General features: G+C 67.4%; 14 protein-coding genes. 5 read left to right on the forward strand and 9 right to left on the reverse strand.

Annotated elements, in window-relative coordinates; translation table 11 throughout:
- Positions 1 to 15: 15 nt before the first annotated feature.
- Positions 16 to 1,806: a biosynthetic-type acetolactate synthase large subunit gene (ilvB, locus tag BMY35_RS18010; protein WP_093201782.1), complete on the reverse strand. Its 1,791-nt coding sequence runs from the start codon at positions 1,804 to 1,806 to the stop codon at positions 16 to 18.
- A gap of 65 nt (positions 1,807 to 1,871) precedes the next feature.
- Here ilvB and BMY35_RS18015 point away from each other — a divergent pair, with 65 nt between their 5' ends.
- Positions 1,872 to 2,366 (forward strand): Lrp/AsnC family transcriptional regulator, encoded by a 495-nt coding sequence (locus BMY35_RS18015; protein ID WP_176947556.1) that lies wholly within the window; start codon positions 1,872 to 1,874, stop codon positions 2,364 to 2,366.
- A 36-nt stretch (positions 2,367 to 2,402) separates the two neighbouring features.
- Here BMY35_RS18015 and BMY35_RS18020 read toward each other — a convergent pair whose 3' ends face one another.
- Positions 2,403 to 3,404, reverse strand: coding sequence for an OmpA family protein (locus BMY35_RS18020; RefSeq protein WP_256228750.1), 1,002 nt, complete (start codon positions 3,402 to 3,404; stop codon positions 2,403 to 2,405).
- 330 nt (positions 3,405 to 3,734) lie between these two features.
- On the opposite strand from BMY35_RS18020, the gene BMY35_RS18025 reads away from it, so the two are divergent.
- Positions 3,735 to 5,741 carry a sensor histidine kinase gene (locus BMY35_RS18025; RefSeq protein ID WP_093201788.1) on the forward strand — a complete coding sequence of 669 codons (2,007 nt, stop codon included), beginning with the start codon at positions 3,735 to 3,737 and terminating at the stop codon, positions 5,739 to 5,741.
- Between the two features lie 277 nt (positions 5,742 to 6,018).
- Positions 6,019 to 6,474 (forward strand): hypothetical protein, encoded by a 456-nt coding sequence (locus tag BMY35_RS37735; protein ID WP_177213659.1) that lies wholly within the window; start codon positions 6,019 to 6,021, stop codon positions 6,472 to 6,474.
- An 18-nt stretch (positions 6,475 to 6,492) separates the two neighbouring features.
- On the opposite strand, the gene BMY35_RS18030 is transcribed toward BMY35_RS37735, so the two are convergent.
- Positions 6,493 to 7,386 carry a LysR family transcriptional regulator gene (locus BMY35_RS18030; protein ID WP_093201791.1) on the reverse strand — a complete coding sequence of 298 codons (894 nt, stop codon included), beginning with the start codon at positions 7,384 to 7,386 and terminating at the stop codon, positions 6,493 to 6,495.
- Between the two features lie 89 nt (positions 7,387 to 7,475).
- Between BMY35_RS18030 and BMY35_RS18035 the strand changes: the two genes are divergently transcribed.
- On the forward strand, positions 7,476 to 8,252 hold the full coding sequence (locus tag BMY35_RS18035) for an NAD(P)H-dependent oxidoreductase (protein ID WP_093201795.1): 777 nt from the start codon (positions 7,476 to 7,478) through the stop codon (positions 8,250 to 8,252).
- 63 nt (positions 8,253 to 8,315) lie between these two features.
- Here BMY35_RS18035 and BMY35_RS18040 read toward each other — a convergent pair whose 3' ends face one another.
- From BMY35_RS18040 to BMY35_RS18065, 6 genes are all read right to left on the reverse strand, one after another.
- Positions 8,316 to 8,627, reverse strand: coding sequence for a hypothetical protein (locus BMY35_RS18040; protein ID WP_093201798.1), 312 nt, complete (start codon positions 8,625 to 8,627; stop codon positions 8,316 to 8,318).
- Positions 8,624 to 8,974: a hypothetical protein gene (locus tag BMY35_RS18045; RefSeq protein WP_093201800.1), complete on the reverse strand. Its 351-nt coding sequence runs from the start codon at positions 8,972 to 8,974 to the stop codon at positions 8,624 to 8,626. The genes BMY35_RS18040 and BMY35_RS18045 overlap by 4 nt, the downstream gene beginning before the upstream one ends.
- A gap of 230 nt (positions 8,975 to 9,204) precedes the next feature.
- Entirely contained in the window at positions 9,205 to 11,295 is a 2,091-nt protein-coding gene (locus BMY35_RS18050) for an alpha/beta hydrolase domain-containing protein (RefSeq protein WP_093201803.1), read from the reverse strand.
- A 68-nt stretch (positions 11,296 to 11,363) separates the two neighbouring features.
- Positions 11,364 to 12,329 carry a Bug family tripartite tricarboxylate transporter substrate binding protein gene (locus tag BMY35_RS18055; protein WP_093201805.1) on the reverse strand — a complete coding sequence of 322 codons (966 nt, stop codon included), beginning with the start codon at positions 12,327 to 12,329 and terminating at the stop codon, positions 11,364 to 11,366.
- 53 nt (positions 12,330 to 12,382) lie between these two features.
- Positions 12,383 to 12,748, reverse strand: a complete 366-nt coding sequence (locus BMY35_RS18060; RefSeq protein ID WP_093201808.1) for an AtuA-related protein — start codon at positions 12,746 to 12,748, stop codon at positions 12,383 to 12,385.
- Positions 12,745 to 14,136 carry an acyclic terpene utilization AtuA family protein gene (locus BMY35_RS18065; protein WP_093201810.1) on the reverse strand — a complete coding sequence of 464 codons (1,392 nt, stop codon included), beginning with the start codon at positions 14,134 to 14,136 and terminating at the stop codon, positions 12,745 to 12,747. Before BMY35_RS18065 ends, BMY35_RS18060 begins: the two co-directional genes overlap by 4 nt.
- A gap of 88 nt (positions 14,137 to 14,224) precedes the next feature.
- Here BMY35_RS18065 and BMY35_RS18070 point away from each other — a divergent pair, with 88 nt between their 5' ends.
- Entirely contained in the window at positions 14,225 to 15,142 is a 918-nt protein-coding gene (locus BMY35_RS18070; RefSeq protein WP_093201813.1) for a LysR family transcriptional regulator, read from the forward strand.
- The last annotated feature ends 14 nt before the right edge of the window (positions 15,143 to 15,156 follow it).

Raw genomic sequence — 15,156 nt, forward strand, 5'->3', positions numbered from 1 at the left:
GAGGGAACAAGACCGTCAAACCTCCTCGTACCACCGGTCCTTCGCCAGCATCACCCGGTGGTGCCCATGCCCCGAGGGCATCATCGGAAAGCAGTTCTCCTGCGCTTCCACCTGCACGTCGAGAAAGAACGGCCCTTCGCTCGCGAGGCACTCGGCCAGCGCGTCCTCCAGCTCCGCCGGGTCGGACACCCGCCGCGCGCCCCAGCCGAAGGCCTTGGCCAGCGCCACGAAGTCGGGCAGCGCCTCGTTCCAGCTGTGGCTCAGGCGGTTGCCGTGGTTCAGCTCCTGCCACTGCCGCACCATGCCCATGTAGCCGTTGTTGCTCAGCACGAGCTTCACCGGCGCGCGGTGCTGCACGGCAGTGGACAGCTCCTGGATATTCATCAGCACCGATGCATCGCCGCTCACGCACACCGTGAGCGCGCCGGGGTGGCCGATCTGCGCGCCGATGGCGGCGGGCAACCCGTAGCCCATGGTGCCCGCCCCGCCGGAGGTGAGCCATCGGCGCGGGCTGTCGAAGCGAAGGTACTGCGCGGCCCACATCTGGTGCTGGCCCACGTCGGTCGACACGATGGCGTCGCGGCCGGCAATGGCGCGCTGCAGCGAGCTCATCAGCTGCTGCGGCAGGATCGAACCGGCCTTCGGCTCGAAGGCCAGGCAGTCCTCGGCACGCCAGCGCTCGATGCGCGTCCACCACGGTGCCAGGCGCTCCGGCGCGAAGCCTTCCGCCGGCAACAGCGCCAGCAGGCTCTCGAGGATCGCCGCGCAGTCGCCCACCATCGGCACGTCCACGCGCACCACCTTGTTGATGCTGCCGGGGTCGATGTCGATGTGGATCTTGCGGGCGTGCGGGCAGAACTCGTCGAGCTTGCCGGTCACGCGGTCGTCGAATCGCGCGCCGACGCACACCACCAGGTCGGCCTCGTGCATCGCGAGGTTGGCCTCGAGCATGCCGTGCATGCCCAGCATGCCGATGAACTTCGGGTCCGACGCGGGGAATGCGCCCAGCCCCATCAGCGTGAGCGTGCACGGCGCATGCATCAGGTTCACGAGCTTCGCGAAGGCTTCGCAGGCGGCAGGGCCCGAGTTGACCAGCCCGCCGCCGCCGTAGATGACGGGGCGGCGCGCGGTCGAGAGCAGATCGGCGGCGCGCTGCACCATGGCCTTCGGCGGCAGCGCCGTGCGGCTGGTGCGCAGGGCGCGCAGCGGCGCGGGCTCGGGGGCGTGGCCCAGGCGCTGGAGCTGGATGTCCTTCGGCACGTCGAGCAACACCGGCCCGGGACGGCCGCCGGCGGCGATCTCCAGCGCCCGGCGCACCAGCGAGGGCATGTCGTCGGCCGAGCGCACCTGGCGGTTCCACTTGGTCACCGGGCGCGACATGCCCAGCGCGTCGCTCTCCTGGAACGCCTGCGTACCGATGACGGCGGTCGCCACCTGCCCGCTGATGCACAGCACCGGCACCGAATCGCTCATCGCATCCAGCAACCCGGTGATGGTGTTGCCCACGCCCGGCCCCGAGGTGACCAGCACCACGCCCACGCGGCCGGTGCTGCGCGCATAGCCTTCGGCAGCGTGCACGGCCGCCTGCTCGTGGCGCACCAGCACGTGGCGCAGCCGGGGTTCGCCGTGCAGCGCGTCGTACAGCGGCAGCGCCGCGCCGCCCGGGTAGCCGAAGATGGTGTCCACGCCGCACTCGACCAGCGTGTCGAGCAGGGCTTCGGCGCCGTTGCGGATCCTGGCCGGCGTCTCGGCATGGAGAGGACGGAGGGACGGAGATGACGTGGGGGGTAGGTCGAGCAGTCGCATGCCGTCAATTCTTCCGTTTCGGGCGCAGAATATGCATCTTTCTTTTGGCCCTTTAAGCTCGATTCATGAAAACCAATCGGCAAACCCCGAACGATGGCGAAGGATCTTTCGACAAGACCGACCTGGCGATCCTGCGGGTGCTCCTGCTCGACTCGCGCAAGACCCTGCAGGAGATCGGCAACGAGGTCGGCCTCTCGCCCACCAGCTGCTGGACGCGCATCAAGAAACTGGAGGCCACGGGCGTCATCAAGCGCTACACGGTGGACGTAGACCCGGCCAAGCTTGGCTACCACGACTCGGTGATCGTGCAGGTCACGCTCGAGAGCCACACCGACGAGACCCTCTACGACTTCGGCCGTACGCTCGCCACCATTCCGGAGATCCAGGAGGCCTACCTCGTCTCGGGCGACTACGACTACTACATCCGCATCGCCGTGCGCGACACGCGCGACTACGAGCGGCTGCTGCGCGAGAAGCTCTACAAGATCCCGGGCATCCGGCACAGCAAGTCGCACTTCGTGCTGCGCGTGCTGAAGGAAGCGAGCGTGCCGGTCATCTGAGCCAGTCCGCCGACCATGGCCGGGCCGAGTCCGGGCTCAGAGCCGGATCAGCTCCACCCGCCGGTTCTTCGCCCGCCCGGCCTCGCTGTCGTTGGGCGCGACCGGCTCCGAGGCGCCCGCCCCGCGCGTGGTGAAGCGACGGGGGTCCACTCCCGCCTTCACCAGTACCGCGATCACCGCCAGTGCCCGGCGTTTCGACAGGTCGTCGTTGTGCTTCGCCTCGCCCTGTGCATCGGTATGGCCCACCACCGACAGCTTCAGCGGCGGGTTGTTGCGCATCAGCTTGGTCATCTCGTCGAGCGTGGGCTGCGACTCGGGGCGGATCACGTCCTTGTCGAGGTCGAACAGGATGCCGTAGAGATTGACGCGCCCCGTCTCCGCCAGGCTCTTCTGCATGGCCGTGGCGTCGAGGAACACGATCTTGTTCTCCTCCATCGCCTTGCTCTCCACCACCCGCACGAAGGCGTGGTTGCCGACGTCGGCGTTGTGCTCGGCCAGCGCGATGCTGGCGTAGACGGTGCCGGCGGGCCCGCTCTTCCTGGCCAGCAGGTAGCGGCCGCTCACGGCGAAATAGTTGCGCGCGTAGTCTCCGCGGCTGCCCAGGCGCGGCCATTCGGGGTCGTCGAAGGCCAGCGCGAAGTCGTAGGGCGTGGTGGAGTCCCCGCTGCCGGGGCGCGGCTTGTAGCAGGAGGCATTGGCGGTGCCGCAGCTGAACACGATCTCGAAGCCCTTGGCCTTCAGGCTGGCCTCGTAGTTGCGCTGCACCTCGAGCAGCGAACGCTCCTTGGGCAGCCTGTACAGATAGAGCGTGACCCTGCCCTCGACCTTGAGCAGGTCGGGCTTGCCGCCGCCCCAGTTCTGGAACGGCTCCTTGATGAGGCCGACCTCGTCGTACGCCGACGCCTTGTAGCCGTCGAGCACCGAGCCTTCGTAGCGGCCGACCAGGGGATGGTCCTTGCCGGGCTCGGCGGCGGAAGTAGAGGCGCAGGCGCACAGCGACAGCAGGGTCGCGCCAGCCAGGCGGACAAGGGAGGCCATGAAGGCAGGCTGTTTCATCGGCAGGCCCGGACAGGAAATATGAAAAGGGAAAACCCGAGAAAGCGGAGAAGGCGGCGAAAGCGGGAGAAAACCCGCCCCGCTCCATGCTAGGCAGCGACGCCGCCGCTGTGCATTCGACGGACGGCCTATGCCATGCCCGCCCATCGCCTGCCTGCGCGCATCCCCATGGATCGCCGGAATATCCGGGCAGGGACATAATTGCGCCCGGCCGCCGGGAGCGGGGGCTCCGGCCCCGCCACAGCGGGCCGAGTGGCGTCGGCGCTGGGCTGACGCATCCAACAAGAGTGACGTCCAAGGCAGAAGCGATCTATGAAGCTGGGCAGCAAGAGCTGTTGGCGAGTCGGCCAGTTGATCGCGAAGTTGTTGCTGGCCGTCGCGCCGGCTCTCCTGCCATGCGCGAACGCCGCCGAGCCGGATGAGCCGGCCGGTCCGGCCGGCACGACACAGGCCTCCCCGCAGCGCGAAGGCGCGATCCACGTCACCCGCGCCGAATTGCTCTCCGTCGTTGGCACCGGCTACACCGCGCCCCCGCCACGCGTCGAAGACGCGAAGCTGCCCGCCGACGGCTGGAAGGCCATCGGCCTGCCTCACACGGTCGGGCGCGAACTGGTGCCCGACGGGGCCAGCGGCGCACGCACCGTCACGGACTGGTACCGCATCGACCTGAGCCGGATGGCGCCCTCGAACGAGCCGCGCCTGCTCTACCTGCCGCGATGGAAGACGCTGGGCCAGATCGCCGTGTACGGCGACGGCGCCCTGCTCTACCAGTCGCACGGCAGCCCCATCCACAACGGCTACAACCATCCGCTGCTGCTGCCGCTGAACGCGACCGCCGGCACGCTGTCGCCACAGTCCGTATTGATCCGCGTGGACCGCCTGCGCAACAGCGGCAGCGGCTTCTCGACCCTGTGGGTGGGCGACGAAGCCTCGCTGAGCTGGCGCTACCAGCTTCGCCAGCTGCTCCAGGTGCAGCTGCCGTTCATGGGCAGCGCAGCCTTCCTGGCGGTCGGCGCATTCGCGTTCGCGGTGTGGCTGGGCAGGCGGCGCGAATCGCTCTACCTGCTGTTCTTCGCCATCTCGGCGATGGCTTTCCTGCGCACGCTGCACTACTACGCGGGCGGCAGCTACATCCCGATCTCGGACGACTGGTTCGAGTGGATGACCGTCTCCAGCCTGCTCTGGCTGATCATCCTCATCCACCTGTTCCTGCAGCGCCTTCACCAGCAGCCCTCGGTCTGGCTGACGCGCATCTCGATCGGGCTGGTGCTGGCCTGCAACATCACGACGCTGCCCCACCTGTCGACGAAGATCGTCAACCTCTACCTGTTCACGCCGCTGCTCAACCTGGCGGTACTGCCCGTCGCGGTGCTGATCTTCACGGTCAACCTGCGCAAGTCGCTGCGCACGCAGCTGACCGAGGGGCAGCTGGTGGCGGGCTGGACGGTGTTCGCGGTGGCGCTCACCTCCTACGACGGGCTGCTGCAGAACAACCTCGTCAGCCCTGAGAGCGTGTACATGTCTCCGTACGCGATCATCAGCCTGTTCTTCGTGTTCTCGTACATCATGTTCCAGCGCTACACCGGTGCCTTCGCCGAGGTGGGCCGGCTGAACAAGGGCCTGGCCCAGCGCCTGCAGGCTCGCGAGGCCGAGCTGGAACAGAGCTACCAGCGGCTGCGCGTGATCGAGAACCAGAACATGCTCAACGCCGAGCGCCGCCGCCTGATGCAGGACATGCACGACGGCCTGGGCTCCTCGCTCATCAGCGCGATCCGCTCGGTGGAAAGAGGCGCCATGACCGAAGCCGAGATTTCCCGCGTGCTGAAAGGCTGTATGGAAGACCTGCGGCTGGTGATCGACTCCATGGAAAGCGTGGAGGCCGACCTGCTCCTGCTGCTGGCGACCATGCGCTTCCGCCTCGCGCCTCGCATCGAGAGCGCGGGCATCACGCTGCAGTGGGAAGTGCAGCCCGTGCCCAGCCTCCCCTGGCTCGACCCGGACGGCGCGCTGCACATCCTGCGCATCGTGCAGGAGTGCGTGGCCAACGTGCTGCGCCACACCCGGGCCACCACCATCTGCGTCAGCACCGCGACGGTCGACGACGGCGTATGCGTGGTCGTCGAGGACAACGGCGGGGGCTTCGACTTGCAGGAAGCCATGCGCCGTGGCGGCCGGGGCCTGCGCAACCAGCAGCGCCGCGCGCATGCGATCGGCGGCACGGTGGGCTGGCAGTCCGGCGCCAACGGAACTCGCTTCACGCTCTGGCTGCCGCTGCACCGCAAGGCCGAGACCGACAAGGCGGCCATCAGCACCTTCTGAGAAGCAGCAGCCGACTCAGAGGCTCGCGACGATCTGCTCGCGCAGCCATCTGTGGGCCCGGACTCGGTGCCGGAACATCGGCATCTCGTCGCCCCTGCCATCGACTACATTCATCGGCCTCAAGAAAAGTTCTCTCGGGAGCCCAGTCACTCGCATGCTCAGACAAGCACTGAAATTCCCTGTTCACCTCGCCGTCTTGCTCGGTGTGATCGCCTTGCCGGCACATTCGGGCCCTTCCGGTACGCAATCGACGTCCGAAGCTCGGACGGGTAGCGCAATGATCGATCCCATGGTTAAGTGCATGCTTTCGAATCTCGATATGCAAAAGGCCGAAGAACTCGGTGCACTCGTCGCGGCAAGCGGAGCGTATTGGGTACCTTCACCAGGGGGAGGCATATCAGACCCCTATCTGCTGAAACACTTCGACGGAACGGTGCCTTCTCAAAGAAAACGCTTCAGCGCTGTCGTCAATGCGGAAAGCACGATCGTGACGGTACTGGGTGACGGAGCGGACCGGTGCGGAATCGACGAAGAAGAATTCGAGCACGGCGTGGGAACACTGTTGGGAACAGAGAACGGGACGATATCCCACGAGATGGTGAAAGAGATGCCCGAGAGAATTCAGAAGATATGGGCTGCATTCAGGGTTGTGCGGTCTACCTTGCTGAATTCGGATGAGTTCAGGCAAGGCTATCAACGCACCGTCGCTGAACACGGGCGATCCGACAAATAGCGCGCAGCCCGATCCGTCCTAAAGGCCCGCGACGATCTGCTCGCGCAGCCATCTGTGGCCCGGATCGCGGTGCCGGCGTTCGTGCCAGAGCATCGCCATCTCGTAGCCCGGCACCTCCAGCGGTGCCTCCACCACGCGCAGCCCGGACGCGCCGCGCGCCAGCCGCTCGGGCAGCATCGCGACCATGTCGGTGGCGGCCAGCGCCGACATCATGAAGAGAAAGTGCGGCACCGACAGCACCACGCGCCGCGCCAGCCCCCGTTCGGCGAGCGCCTCGTCGGTAGGCCCCGCGAAGCCGCCGCCGGCGAGCGAGACCACCACGTGCTCCAGCGCGCAGAACTGCGCGAGCGTCGGCCGCCGCTTCAGCCGCGGATGACCCGCACGCCCGACCAGCACATAGCGCTCGTGGAACAGCACGCGCGCGTGCAGGCCGGGCGGCGCGCCCACGCTGGTGTGGAAAAACAGGTCGATCTCCCCGCTCTCGAGCTGCCGCGCCATGCGCGAAGGCACGGCCTCCACCACCGCCAGCCGCGTGTTCGGCGCGGCGGCGCGCAGCCCGGCCAGCGCCGGCAGCAGGATGGCCGACTCGGCGTAGTCGGCCGCGGCAACGCGCCAGGTGGTGTTCGCCTCGGCGGGGTCGAAGGGGCGCGTCGGTGCCATCGCACGGCCCAGCGCCTCCAGCGCCTCGCGCAGCGGCTCCCGCAGTTCATCGGCCCGCGCGGTGGGCCGCATGCCGCGCTGCGCGGGCAGCAGCAGCGGATCGCCGAACACCTCCCGCAGCTTGGCCAGTTGCACGCTCACCGAGGGCTGCGACAGGTTCAGCCGCTCGGCTGCGCGCGTCACATTGCGCTCGGCCAGCAGCGTGTCGAGAGTGACCAGCAGGTTGAGGTCGAGGCGACTGAAATTGTTCATGGCAATTCCTGGAATTCAGACTATTCATTTCCAATATATCGCCACGGAGCCTAACCTGAGGGCATCTCCACTCGAATCCTCCTGAAATCATGAATGTCCTGCTGGTACTCGCCCACCCCGAAACCGCTTCGCTCAACGGCTCGCTCCACCGCTTCATGCTCGAACGCCTGACGGCCGCCGGGCATTCGGTGCGCGTGTCCGACCTGTACGCCATGCGCTGGAAGCCGGCGCTCGATGCCGACGACTTTCCCGCGCGCAACACCGCCGCGCGCTTCGACCCGGCCCTCGATTCGCAGCAGGCCTTCGAGGCCGGCACCCAAACCGCCGACATCGCCGCCGAGCAGGAAAAGCTGCTCTGGGCCGACGCGGTGATCCTGCAGTTCCCGCTCTGGTGGTACTCGATGCCCGCCATCCTCAAGGGCTGGATCGAGCGCATCTACGCCTACGGCTTTGCCTACGGAGTCGGCGAGCATTCCGACACGCACTGGGGCGACCGCTTCGGCGAAGGCGTGATGGCCGGCAAGCGCGCCATGCTGGTGGTCACGACCGGCGGTTGGGCCTCGCACTACGCGCCGCGCGGCATCAACGGGCCGATGGACGACCTGCTCTTCCCGATCCACCACGGCATCCTCTACTACCCCGGCTTCGACGTGCTGCCGCCCTACGTGGTGCATCGCACGCACAAGGTCGACGAGACGGCCTATGCGCGCATCACGGACGAACTGGGCCAGCGGCTGGACACCCTCTTCACCGCCGACCCGATCCCCTTTCGCCGCCAGAACGCGGGCGACTACGAGATTCCCGCGCTCACCCTGCGCGAGCACATCGCGCCGGGCAAGTCGGGGTTCGCGGCGCACACTGCCTGAAACAGATGCCGGCAGCGCTTGTGCCGGCACTTCTCCAACCTGCCTCCGGTAGGTCGCCGCAAATCAGACGCCAAAGATCACAACGACCAGCACGATGGCGAAGTCCAGTGCAAGGATGCCGACGATCACCATGAGCAGTGCAAAAAGCGCGAGATACATGACGCGCCTTGGAATGCTCGGGGTAGACGGCACGCAACGCCAATAGATCCAGAGGCCCCACAAGATCATCGCCGTCCACGCAAGCGGAACAGGCAACCAGTCGGTGATGATGGTCGGATAGACCGTCCTGGCGAGCACCGAGGTCAACACACCGATGACAGGAAACGCGACAGCCCAGAGGGCGACGCTCAGAGCAAGTCGCCAACCGACTTTCACCGCAGGGCCTCGCCCTTGAAGAAATGCAGGGGCATGGGCTCTTCCCAACCGGGCATCTGATAGCCGGCTACCTTGAGTTCCGGCACATACCCCATCACGCTGCGAAGCAATGCAGCGAGATACGAGCTGCTGTTGTACTCACCGGGGTTCATCCTCTCGCCTCTCACCTTTGCCGGGAAGCTGTACGGGGAGACATAGCTTGCAAAGTTCAACGCCCGCTTGATCAGCTCCTGCGCGAATGTTTGACGGCTCATACCGCTTGGAGGGTCCAACGGGATCCGGATGAGTGCTTCAGCGGGCAACTGGTTTGCATAGATGTTGGTCCTGATTCGCAGGACATTGCGCAAGCCCGCTTCTCCATATGTAGGTTGTCCATCGATTACGGTGATACCGCTGTAAGCAGCATCGATTACCAGCGAGATGTGATCCCCCTTTTTTTGATAGGCAAGCCTTCCGGCGAGCCCGTCAATTGGAGGACACACGCATTGCAGTGATAAGTCGATATGAGCCCGCAGTTCGACTGGTCGCCCCCTCCAGGGATCCAACCAGTGCGTGCATCACAGCAGATGCCCGAGTCTCAGGGCAACACGGGATTGGCCACCGCATTCGCGATGGCCGAGTCCGCATCAACGCGCAGCATGAAGCGTTTCGCCACCAGGTCGTTGGCGGCCGCAGTCACCGCCGCCACATAGCCCGCCTGGTCCGTATAGCGCTCCTGCAGCGAAGGACGCGGGTCACTGCCACGCAACGCGGCGGTCTTCGCGAGCGGGAAGTACGAGCCGAACAGGCCCGCCTGATCGATACGCCCGGGCACGCTCGTGTAGTTCCAGCCGGTGTTCGTGCCCAGCGGTACGGCTACGTCGAGGCTGCGGATGCCGGCGATGTCGTTGCCGTCGGCGTCCACCTGCGGCACCAGGATCGCGTAGTCGCGGCCGAGGTAGGCCGGCGGCACCTGCGTGGCGATGCCGCTCTCGTCCTGCGGCCGGTAGTTCGGGCCCCAGTCGAGCAGCGAATAGTTGTTGACCAGCCCCGTGTAGCTCACGCCCGGAATGGCCGGAAACTTGACCTGCTGCGGGCGCACCAGCGTGGCGTCGGCGATCTTCGGCACCTGGCTGTCGGGCGGCGTGGTGCCCTTGACGACCCAGTCTTCCAGGTTCTGGTACAGCGCGCGCACCACAGGGATCACGCCTGCATTGCCGTTGGTCGCGTAGAGCGCGCCGGCGCTCGCGCCCGGCAGCGATGCCAAGCCCAGCAGATGGTGCGTGCTGGCGTAGTAGTAGACGCGCGCGTTGGCGGGCTGCACGAGGTCGGTCGTGCCCCAGGCGTCGGTCAGCAACGGCGAGCCCTGCAGCACGTAGAACTCGGTGCCGCTGAAACCGATGAAGAGCTTGGGGCAGGTACCGCTCGCCTCGCAGCGCGACAGGATGCCGCCGCGGCGCTGTGCCACGTCGTCCACGTAGTCCTTCGAGAGGCCGCGCGTGCCGGCCTGTCCGAAGGCCGTGTGGTCGGCACGCACGCCGCCACCGCCGCCCGGAATGGAAAAGCGCATGTTGATGTTCGTCTGCCGCGCCGCGATCTGCGCGAACACGCCGTCGAACACCTTCTGGCCCACGCGGTCCTCGTTGAAGCCGAGGTGCACGAAGGTCTTCATGAAGTTGCCGCACTGCGAGACGCCGGAGGCGATCGTGTTCTTTATCGCAGCAGCCACCGGGTTGGCCGTGCCAGCCGAGTCGCTCGCGTCGCGGTGGAAGAAGGTGATCATGTCGCGCAACGCCGCGAGGCCCAGGCCCATGACCTTCGGGTCCTTCGCGACGTAGACCAGCTCGTAGAGGTAGGCCGGGTCCCACTTGTCCTTCAGGCACACGTTCGTCTCGTCGGGCGTGCCGGGGAATGGCGTTGCGGCGCCGCACTTCGCAAACTTCCAGTCGCTCGCCGGGATGAGCTGCCGTGCGTCGCCCTCGTTGATGCGGCGCGTGAGCACATAGCCGGGCTTGGTGTTGTCGAGGCTCGCGGTGGCGTAGGCCTGCATCGCGGCATTGAACGGACCGCCCGGCAGCGGCAGCGAATCGTTGGTGGCGGCGGTGGGCAGCAACTCGGCCCGATAGGTGCCGGTGATGCTGCTGCCATCGGCGTTCTTCGCGACCGGCACCTTCAGCGTGAGCTTGCCGGCTGCGGCCGGCACGTCGCCCTGCCATGCGGCCGTGAGGAACACATAGCCGCGCGAGGCGAAGTACGGATCGAGGTTCACGATGTTGCCTCGGTTCGGCGCGTCGTAACGCAGCACGCCGCTGGCCTTGCTCATGTCCTTGGGCTTGAAGAGCACGAAGTCGGACGTGTACTCGACCTTGCCGTTGGCGTTGAGCGGCGCGAGCTGCAGGTCCTGGATGATCGCGTTGCGCGCGTCCTTCGGGTCGACCTCTCCGGTGAAGGTGCCGCTGATCTTCTCGTAGGCACCGACGCTGCCGAAGGTGCCCGGCACGTCTTCCGTCGCGGTGATGGCGAGCTTGTATTTCGGTGCCGATGCGGCCGCCGGTGGTGTCGTGGCCGGCGGCGTGGTGGCGGACGGCAGCAGCAGGCCGCCTCCTCCACCGCCGCTGCCGCCGCAGCCGCTCAGAAGAAAAAGGGCGGCCGAAGCCACCGTGGCAGCCCTGAGGCTCCAGCGTTTCATGGTTTGTCTCCTTCGTTGTGTGTCTTTGTCTGCGTGCGGCGCCGATCCCCGCTACGGCGCGCAGGCGGCTACTCGGCCTCGATGCCGGCGGCCTTCACGATGCGGCCCCACTTCTGCGACTCGCCAGCCTGGAACTTCCCGAGTTCCTCGGGCGAGCTGGTGAACACCTCGGTGCCGGTCGGCTCATAGAAGGCGGTCTTCGCGGCCTCGCTCTTCGCTGCCTTCACCAGCAGCTTGTTGAGCCGCTTCACCACGGCCGGCGGCGTCTTCGCGGGCGCGTAGGCCGCGAACCAGTAGCCCATCTCGTAGCCCTTGACGCCCGCCTCGGCGATGGTGGGCACGTCGGGCGCAAGCGCCGAGCGCGTGGAACTGGAGAAGCCCAGCGCACGCAGCTTGCCGGCCTTGACCTGCGGCAGGCCGGTGGCGGTGTCGGTGATCATCATGTTGATCTGCCCGCCCAGCAGGTCGGTCACGGCGAGCGTGTTGCTCTTGTAGGGGACGTGCAGCAGCTTGATGTCGGCCATCTGCTGCAGCAGTTCGCCCGCCATGCGGCTCGACGAGCTGCCGCTGCCGAAGCTGTACTTGCCCGGCTCCTTCTTCGCCAGCGCGATGAACTCTGCCACGCTCTTCGCGGGGAACGTGGGGTTCACCACCATGATCTGCCCGCCCTTGCCCAGCGCGGCGACGGGCGAGAAGTCCTTCACCGGGTCGTAGGGCAGCTTCTTGAACAGGTGCTCGTTGGCCGCGTGCGTGGTGTTGGTGGTGATGAGCACCGTGTAGCCGTCGGCCGGCGCCTTGGCCACGTTCTGCGAAGCGATGAAGCCGCTGGCGCCGGCCCTGTTGTCGATGACCACGGCCTGCTTGGTCTCGGCGGTGATCTGGGTGCCGAGCGCGCGGGCGATCTGGTCGGTGGCGGTGCCCGCCGCGAACGGCACGACGAAGGTGATGGGCTTCTCGGGAAAGGCCTGCGCATGGCCCAGCAGCGGCACCAGGGCCAGGGCAGCAGTCAGCATGGTGAGGGGGAATCGCTTCATTGTCTTGTCTCCGTATGGAATCGCTTGGCAAAGGAAAAGGAAAAGGGTTGCGGCTACGGCCCGGCCAGCAGCGGCACCAGCTCGCGCGGCACGAGCACCGGCATGTCGAGCAGCAGGAAGGAAAGCGCCTTGCCGTGCGCATCGAGGTTCAGCGCGTCGTTGACGCCGCCGTCGAGAACCGCGTCGAGCACGAAGTTCATCGCATGCAGCTTCGGCAGCAGGAAGCGCTGCACCTGCGAAGGCGAGCGGTGATGGAACTGCGCCGCCACGCGCTCCGGCGTGATCTGCTCGACCAGCACGGGATAGAGCCGCGCGTGCCAGGCAATGACGCTGATGTTGGATCGATCGCCCTTGTCGCCGGTGCGGCCGTGGGCGGCGCGGTACAGCGGCACTTCGACGGTGTCTGCGATGTCGTTCATGCCAGTTCCTCCTGCGGGATCAGCTCGAAGCGCACCGGTATCGCCTCGCGCGGCAACAGGCACGAAAGTGTGTTCAGCCTGGGCGTAAGCGCGGTGCGCACGCCGCCGCCGCCCGCCGGGCCGCAGGTGTAGAGCGCCATCACCTCGCGCGCCAGCCGCTCGGCCTGCGCGCGCTCCGTGTGCGAAGCCGCGACGCGCAGGCGCACGTCGCGAAGGCCGGCATCGGGCGTATCCGCCAGCGCACGGCCGGCGTCGTCGCCGAAGATGCTCAGGGCGCCGATCAGGTCCACGCGCAGCGAGAGGCCCTCGAGGCGCTTTCTCAGCACCTCCGCCGCGAGCCGCGCACGGGCCTCGGCGCGCGGGCCTGCATAGGAGATTTCGCCCTCCGCCAGCCAGCCGCCTTCATGGCACACGTTGACCTTGTAGCGGTCGGGCCGCGCGTGGCCTCGCACGCCGGAAAGCGCCACCCGATCGGCTCCGTCGAGCGCATGTACTTCGGCTTCGGAGATGTCGGCGACCACGTCGGGCGTCAGGTAGGCGGCCGGGTCGTGCACCTCGTAGAGCAGCTGTTCCTTCACCGTCGCCTCGCTCACGAGGCCGCCGGTGCCGTCGGCCTTGCCGATGGTGCAGCGGCCGTCGGCGTCGATCTCGGCAATCGGGAAGCCCACTGCCTCCAGGCCCGGCACGTCCTTGTAGCCCGGGTCGGCGAAGTAGCCGCCGCACACCTGCGCGCCGCATTCGAGCAGATGGCCGGCCATGGTCGCGCGGCCCAGCCGGTCCCAGTCGTCGCAGCGCCAACCGAAGTGCGACATGGCAGGACCGACTGTCAGGGAGGGATCGGCCACGCGGCCGCACACCACGATCTGCGCGCCCGCATCGAGCGCGGCCGCGATCGGCTCGGCGCCGATGTAGGCATTGGCGCTCACGACGCGCAGGCCCTCCATGCGTGCCCCGAGCGCTTCGTCAAGCAATGCGCGGTGTTCCGGGCCCGACAGGTCGTCGCCCTCCACCACCGCGATGCGCGGCGCGCCCGCACCGAGTTCGCGCGCCATGCGGGCGATGTGCCGGGCGGCGGCGCGCGGATTGGCCGCGCCGAAGTTGCTCACGATGCGGATGCCGTGCGCCAGGCAGCGTGCGAGCACGGGCCGCAGCATGGGGTCGAGCAGCGGCTCGTAACCCGCCTCGGGGTTGTCGCGGCGGCGCAGTTGCGCCAGCGCGAGCGTGCGTTCGGCCAGCGTCTCGAAGATCAGGAAGGCGCGCTGCCCTGCGGGACCGCTGGCCAGGCGCGCGATCAGCGTGTCGACCACCGGCCCGGCGGCGTCGGTGCGGTCGCCAGAGAAACCGGCGGCGCAACCGATCAACAGCGTGGGCGGAACATTCGGATTCATCGGCGTGCACTGTAGGCAGCACGGGGTCATCCGTAAAATCGAAAATCCGGATCGATTGATCCGCTTTTCAAATAACAAGAGAGACATCATGAGAAAGACGCCCGACCTCTCCACGCGCCAGCTGCGTGCCTTTCTCGCGCTGGCCGAGCACCGCAACTTCACGCGCGCGGCGCAGGGCAGCCATCTCTCGCAGCCCGCCTTCAGCGCGCTGATCCGCACGCTGGAAGACGCCGTCGGCACCCGCCTGTTCGACCGCGACACGCGCAGCGTGCAGCTCACGCCCGAAGGCCGGCTGTTCGAGGGGTCGGCGCGCCGGCTGCTCGACGACATGGGCAGCGCCATGGGCGACCTGGCCGACCACGTGGAGCGCCGCAAGGGCCGCGTGCGCGTGGCCGCCCTGCCTTCGCTCGCGGCCGGCTGGCTCCCCACCGTGTTCGCGGAGTTCATGCAGGCCTGGCCAGGCATCCGCATCGACCTGGACGACGCACTCTCCGACGCCTGCATCGCCCTCGTGCGCAGCGGCCAGGCCGATTTCGCGCTTGCCGCATCGGGCGCCGGCGGCACCGCCGACAGCGACCTGCGCGCACGCAAGCTCTGCACCGACCGCTTTCATCTGGTGTGCCGCGCCGATCATCCGCTCGCGCACGAGCCGCGCCTGACGGTGAAGAAGATCGCGCCTTACCCCTTCATACAGATGGCGCGCAACAGCAGCGTGCGACAGGCGCTCGACGCTGCCCTGCATCCGCAGAGGCTGAACGCTGTGTTCGAGGTGGAGCACCTGGCCACCGTGATGGGCCTGGTCGAAGCCGGCCTGGGCATCAGCGTGGTGCCCGCGCTCACGCTGTTCCACTTCCAGCGCGAGACGCTGGTGACGCGCCCGCTGCCCCTGCCCTCGCTCACGCGCACGCTCTACGTGGTGCAGCGGCGCGAAGGCAGCCTGTCGGTGGCCGCGCAGACGCTGCACGACCTGATCGTCGAGCGCCTCGGTTCGCTGCGGCTGGACTGAAGGCCGGCGCCGCG

The organism is Variovorax sp. YR750 (genome assembly GCF_900109805.1).
GTDB lineage: Bacteria > Pseudomonadota > Gammaproteobacteria > Burkholderiales > Burkholderiaceae_C > Variovorax > Variovorax gossypii.

Bases quoted from the DNA above. Each gene is read 5' to 3' on its own strand.
- ilvB (WP_093201782.1), bottom strand. From the start codon at position 1,806: ATGCGACTGCTCGACCTACCCCCCACGTCATCTCCGTCCCTCCGTCCT.
- BMY35_RS18015 (WP_176947556.1), top strand. From the start codon at position 1,872: ATGAAAACCAATCGGCAAACCCCGAACGATGGCGAAGGATCTTTCGAC.
- BMY35_RS18020 (WP_256228750.1), bottom strand. From the start codon at position 3,404: ATGGCCTCCCTTGTCCGCCTGGCTGGCGCGACCCTGCTGTCGCTGTGC.
- BMY35_RS18025 (WP_093201788.1), top strand. From the start codon at position 3,735: ATGAAGCTGGGCAGCAAGAGCTGTTGGCGAGTCGGCCAGTTGATCGCG.
- BMY35_RS37735 (WP_177213659.1), top strand. From the start codon at position 6,019: ATGATCGATCCCATGGTTAAGTGCATGCTTTCGAATCTCGATATGCAA.
- BMY35_RS18030 (WP_093201791.1), bottom strand. From the start codon at position 7,386: ATGAACAATTTCAGTCGCCTCGACCTCAACCTGCTGGTCACTCTCGAC.
- BMY35_RS18035 (WP_093201795.1), top strand. From the start codon at position 7,476: ATGAATGTCCTGCTGGTACTCGCCCACCCCGAAACCGCTTCGCTCAAC.
- BMY35_RS18050 (WP_093201803.1), bottom strand. From the start codon at position 11,295: ATGAAACGCTGGAGCCTCAGGGCTGCCACGGTGGCTTCGGCCGCCCTT.
- BMY35_RS18055 (WP_093201805.1), bottom strand. From the start codon at position 12,329: ATGAAGCGATTCCCCCTCACCATGCTGACTGCTGCCCTGGCCCTGGTG.
- BMY35_RS18060 (WP_093201808.1), bottom strand. From the start codon at position 12,748: ATGAACGACATCGCAGACACCGTCGAAGTGCCGCTGTACCGCGCCGCC.
- BMY35_RS18065 (WP_093201810.1), bottom strand. From the start codon at position 14,136: ATGAATCCGAATGTTCCGCCCACGCTGTTGATCGGTTGCGCCGCCGGT.
- BMY35_RS18070 (WP_093201813.1), top strand. From the start codon at position 14,225: ATGAGAAAGACGCCCGACCTCTCCACGCGCCAGCTGCGTGCCTTTCTC.